Source organism: Kribbella sp. (assembly GCF_035687465.1).
Lineage (GTDB): Bacteria > Actinomycetota > Actinomycetes > Propionibacteriales > Kribbellaceae > Kribbella.
Window position 1 is genome coordinate 1 of the sequence record NZ_DASRXP010000339.1, and the last position, 5,288, is coordinate 5,288.

The window sequence follows — 5,288 nt, forward strand, 5'->3', positions numbered from 1 at the left end:
GACCGGATCGCTCAGAGCAGCCATCACGGTGGTGAACCGCAGGTCCGCACGATCGGGATGCACAAGTGCGGTCGAGGTACGGCTGGCCATGGCTGCAGCCTACCCAACATGTTCGGCTTTCTCGAACATCTGTTATGTTCGGAAATATCGAACATGTGGAGGCACGGATGTCGCAGGCGGCGAGTGTGAACCCGGACAGGCAGCCCGTCCCGAAAGGGCGATGGAAGTTCTGGGCTACGGCCTACGCGCTGCTGATCCTGCTGACCGGCACGAATCTGCCGACGCCCTTGTACCGAGGCTACGAGGCGGAGTTCGGATTCTCACCGCTGCTCGTCACGCTGATCTTCGCCGCGTATGTGGCGGTCCTGATCCCCTCGCTCCTGGTGGCCGGCCCGTTGTCCGATGCGATCGGCCGCCGCCGGGTGCTCCTGCCGGCGCTGGCGTTGGCGGCGCTGGGGTCGCTGGCCTTTGCCCTCGCCGAGAACACGGCGTGGCTGTTTGCTGGCCGCATCCTGCAGGGTGCCGCGATCGGAGCAGCTTCCGGGCCACTGACCGCGGCGCTGACAGAACTCGAACCCACCGGGAATCGCCGCAAAGCCGCCCTGGTGTCCACCGTGGCATCCGTCGGCGGTCTCGGCCTCGGACCGGTAGTGGCCGGGCTGCTGGCTCAGTACGCTCCGGCGCCACACGTTCTGCCGTTCGTCCTGGAAATCGTGTTGCTGGTGCCGGCCGCGGCGATCATCGTGTCGCTGCCGGCGAGACGCACGGCCGGCCGCTGGCACCCCCGCCGTCCTGAGATCCCCGCGGACATGAGGTCACAGTTCGCGACCAGTGGGTCGGCGAGCTTCCTCGCGTTCGCCGTGATCGGAGTATTCCTCACCCTCATTCCCACCTACGTCGCCAGCCTCTCGGGCAGCAGGAACCTGCTCCTCGGCGGTGCGGCCGTGGCGCTGATGCTGGCCTGTTCTGCGCTCGCCCAGCTGGCCGGCTACCGCAGACCCGCCCGGAGCCTGGAACTTTTCGGTCTCCCCCTACTTGCCTGCGGCCTGGTACTGCTCGCCGTCGCCGGCGGCATCTCTTCGCTGGTACTGCTACTGATCGCGACCGTGGTCGCCGGCACCGGCCAGGGCCTGGTGTATCTCGGCGGTCTCACCACCATCAACCAAACCGCCCCCGCCCACCGCCACGCCGACGTACTGTCCAGCTTCTACGGGATCATGTACCTAGGCGTCGGCCTGCCTGTCATCGGCGTCGGATTGCTCGCTACCCTGGCCGGACTCCTCGTCGCCGTCGAGTACTTCGCCTGCATAGTGGCCGTGCTGTGCGTGGGTGTCCTGTTCATCCTCGCCCGAGCAAATCACCGCACGCACGAAAGGGTTTGATCGTCGGATGTCGAACATGGAACCTGCCCGGGTGCACGAGGCGGTAGCGCGCGCATGGGCGGACGATGTGATCCCCAGCCTGTCGGCACTGGTGGAGATCCCCGCGGTCTCTCCTGCCTACGACGCCTCATGGCGTGAGAGCGGACAGTTGCATGCTGCCGTCAACCATGTACGGCGGTGGGTCGAATCCTTTGGTCTGCCCGGCGCAGTCTGCCAGGTTGTGGAGCTTGAGGGCCGTACTCCGCTGTTGCTGGTGGATGTGCCAGCGACACAGGGGGCGGTCTCCAGCGGGACCGTGCTCCTCTACGGGCACCTCGACAAACAGCCCGCTCTGGGCGAGTGGTCCGACGGGCTTGGCCCTTGGAAGGCGGTGCGGCGGGGAGACAGGCTCTACGGGAGAGGCTCGGCCGATGACGGGTACGCGGCCTATGTGGCGGTGACAGCCCTCGGCGCGGTGCGGGCCGTCGGTGGGGAGCATGCCAGGACCGTGGTGCTGCTGGAGACAGGCGAAGAGTCCGGCAGCCCCGACCTGCCGATCTACCTTGAGCAGCTGGCCGACCAGTTGGGTGAGGTGACGCTGGTGGTGAGCCTCGACGGTGGGGGCGAGGACTACGAGCGGCTGTGGCTGATCTCCAGCCTGCGTGGCGCAGTACAGGCGACCGTGACCGTGCGGGTGCTCGATTCGCCCGCCCATTCAGGGCTCGCGGGCGGCATCGTGCCCAACCCGTTCCTCGTCATGCGACGGCTGCTGGACCGCCTGGAGGACCCGGCGACCGGCGAGGTCAGGGTCCCCGAGATGCACGCCGCCCTCCCCGAAGGGGTGCGCGAAGAGGTCGCGGAGCTCGCCGCCCTGGACCCCGGCGCGGTCGCGCGGCGATTCCCGCTGGTCGAGGGTGCTGTGCCGCTCTTCGATGACGACGTCGACTTGATCGTGAACAACACCTGGCGTCCGGCGCTGTCGGTGATCGGTGCCGCCGGCCTCCCGGACGCGCCGACCGCGGGCGCGGTCCTTCTCGATGCGGTGTCCCTGCGCCTGAGCTTCCGCATCCCGCCCCCGATCGACGCCGAGACGGCCCTCGCCGCGCTCGAACGGATCGTGACTACGGACGTGCCGTACGGCGCACAGGTCGAGATCGCCGATGTCATGACCATCAACGGCTGGCATTCGCCGACGCCGGCGCCGTGGCTGTCCTCGGCTCTGGCGGACGTCGGCGAACACGTGTTCGGCCGACCCTGCCGACGCGCCGGCCTCGGTGGCGGAATCCCCTTCATGGAGATGCTCGGGAAGCGCTACCCGGACGCCCAGTTCATCGTGACCGGAGCCCTTGGCCCCGACTCGAACCTGCACGTGCCGGACGAGTGGCTGAACCTTCCCTTCGCCCGACAGGTGACCGAGTCCATCGCACACATCATCGACGCGCACGCCGGCGCGTAACAGAGGACCCGTCTCCTAGCTGACCGGGGCGCCCTCGGAGCGCTTCGCGACGCAGTCGATCTCGACCTTCGCGCCGAGGGCGAGGTGGACTCCGCCGACGCCCATCCGGGCAGGCGGCACGTCAGCGAAGTACCCGAGGTAGGCGGCGTTCATCTCCTCGTAGTCGGCCATGTCGGCGAGATAGACGTTCACTTTCAGAACGTCGTCCCAACTGGCCGACGCGGCTTTGAGGATCCCGGCGATGTTCTCGAGGCATCGGACGGTCTGGTTCCCGACGCCCCCCTCGATCAACATCCCCGTCTCGACCGTGCCGAGGGTGCCCGACACCATGATCCATCCGTCGGCGATGCCGGCATGGGCGAACTGCGGGAGCCTGGCGATCCCGTCGACGACAAGTCGTTCGGTCGATGTCATGCCGCACACGCTAGCCCCGATCCTCGAGGGATTGCAACAAATCGTTGTAGCGAGTCAACAGTTGGTGCTATCGTCCCGGACATCGCGGGCCCGCACCACGTCATCCCGGCGGATAGGTCACCCCCTCATCTCCCCCGATGTCCCCCTTATCCGCACCTGTTCTTGAAGGAAGTTGGACATGGCACATCGATCGCATCTGGCCGGGGCCGCGGTAGCCGTTGCCGCCGCGCTCGCACTCGTCGGCTGCAGTAGCGCTCCTCAGAACACCACGCGCGCCGCGGATCTCGACCTCCGCAGCCTGCCCCAAGCAGTCGGGAGCCCAGCACCGGGCGGAGACGTCGTCGTCGGGCTCTCAGCCGGCACCGGCCCGACCTGGATCTTCCCGTACCAGCCGTCGCAGTTCGCGAACTTCGACATGATCAGCGGCTTCATCAACCTGATGTGGCGGCCGCTGTACTGGAGTTACGTCGGCGAGTCGCCGGAGGTGAACTACCCGGAGAGCCTCGCCAAGGAGCCGGCCTACTCCGCCGACACGTTGACCGTGACGATCAAGCTGAACGACGGCTACACCTGGTCGGACGGCAAGCCTGTGTCCGCGGCCGATGTCGTGTTCTCCTTGTCGATTCTCAAGGCCGCCGTCGCGGAGAGCGCCGCGAACTACTACGGGTACTCGCCCGGCCAGTTCCCGGACAACGTCAAGTCCGCCACCACGCCCGATGAACGGACTGTCGTCCTCCACCTCACGCGGCCGGTGAACCCGTCCTGGTTCACCGAGAACGTGCTGACCCAGGTGATCCCACTGCCCAGTGCCAAGTGGAATCGCACCGCGAACCAGGAGGGGCTCGACGCCAAGGATCCGGCCGTTGCCGCACAGATCTTCAAGTATCTGTTCGCGCAGTCGTCCGATCCGAAGACCTACGCCAAGAACCCGTTATGGAAGATCGTGAACGGTCCGTTCGTGCTCGACCAGTTCACCCCGGCGTCCAACGAGGCGACGCTCGTTCCGAATGACGCGTACACCGGGCCGGGCAAGGCGAACATCGCCAGCTACAAGCTGAAACCGTTCACCTCACCGGCAGCGTTGCTCTCAGCAATCGAAACCAACACCGTGGACATCGCCAGGGTCCCGCCCGCGAACATGGAGAAGGTTCCGGACATCCAGAAGAAGGGCTACCACGTCTACAAGGGCGAGACCACCGGCTTCTTCCCGATCACCTACAACTTCAAGAACAAGAGCGGGAACTTCGCCGCCATCATCTCCCAGCTGTACATCCGGCAGGCACTCGCGCACCTGCAGGACCAGGCCGGGGTGGTGAAGGGAGTGTTCAAGGGATTCGCTGTCGAGACATACGGACCACTCCCGTCAGCGCCGACCTCGAAGTACCACCCGGCCAACACCCTGAAGAACCCGTACCCGTTCGACATCGACCAGGCGGCGACCATTCTGAAGGAGCACGGCTGGGACGTGCAGCCCGGCGGGATCACCACCTGCACCGCACCGGGCGCCGGACAGAACCAATGCGGCGCCGGGATCGCACAGGGTGCCGAACTGAAGTGGAAGTTCTACTACAACAACGGGCCGCAGACGAACACCTTGCAAGCACAGGCGCTGGCGTCCAATGCCAAGCGCGTGGGCATCGAGCTCGAGCTGGTCGGGAAGGACGCCGGGTTCATGATCCAGAACCTGTCGAACGTCAGCAACCCGCAGAATGTGGACGAGTGGGGGATGAAACTGCTCGGCGGTGAAGGCTCCTTCCTGAACCCGACCTCGAACAACCTGTACAACACGACCGGTAGCTCCAACTCCGGCAGCTACAGCAATCCGAAGGCCGACGCACTCATCCAGGCGTCCGTGGTCGACTCCGACCCGTCCGCGGCGAAGGCGGAGATCGAGTTCCTGACCACCGACCAGCCGGCCCTGTTCACCCCGTCCCGCAGCACCGTGATCGCCTGGACCGACAAACTCGCCGGCCCGCCGAACGCGTTCGCCTCCTTCGTGAGCGGTCAGACCCAACCGCAGTACTGGTGGTTCAACAAGTAGAGCCCCCTAGCTACAG

4 protein-coding genes are annotated in these 5,288 nt (G+C 66.1%); 3 read left to right on the plus strand and 1 reads right to left on the minus strand.

The genetic code is table 11. The features are described 5' to 3' along the window. Positions 1–167 precede the first annotated feature (167 nt). A complete protein-coding gene (locus VFG33_RS17835; RefSeq protein WP_325054013.1) occupies positions 168–1,382 on the plus strand; it encodes an MFS transporter in 1,215 nt (404 codons plus the stop codon). 7 nt (positions 1,383–1,389) lie between these two features. Then, positions 1,390–2,817, plus strand: coding sequence for a M20/M25/M40 family metallo-hydrolase (locus VFG33_RS17840; protein WP_325054014.1), 1,428 nt, complete (start codon positions 1,390–1,392; stop codon positions 2,815–2,817). A 15-nt stretch (positions 2,818–2,832) separates the two neighbouring features. Here the strand turns inward: VFG33_RS17840 and VFG33_RS17845 are convergent, their stop codons facing one another. Then, the gene (locus VFG33_RS17845) at positions 2,833–3,231 is read right to left on the minus strand and encodes a RidA family protein (protein WP_325054015.1); all 399 of its coding nucleotides are present in this window, start codon (positions 3,229–3,231) and stop codon (positions 2,833–2,835) included. A 178-nt stretch (positions 3,232–3,409) separates the two neighbouring features. Here VFG33_RS17845 and VFG33_RS17850 point away from each other — a divergent pair, with 178 nt between their 5' ends. Next, positions 3,410–5,272: an ABC transporter substrate-binding protein gene (locus VFG33_RS17850; RefSeq protein ID WP_325054016.1), complete on the plus strand. Its 1,863-nt coding sequence runs from the start codon at positions 3,410–3,412 to the stop codon at positions 5,270–5,272. The last annotated feature ends 16 nt before the right edge of the window (positions 5,273–5,288 follow it).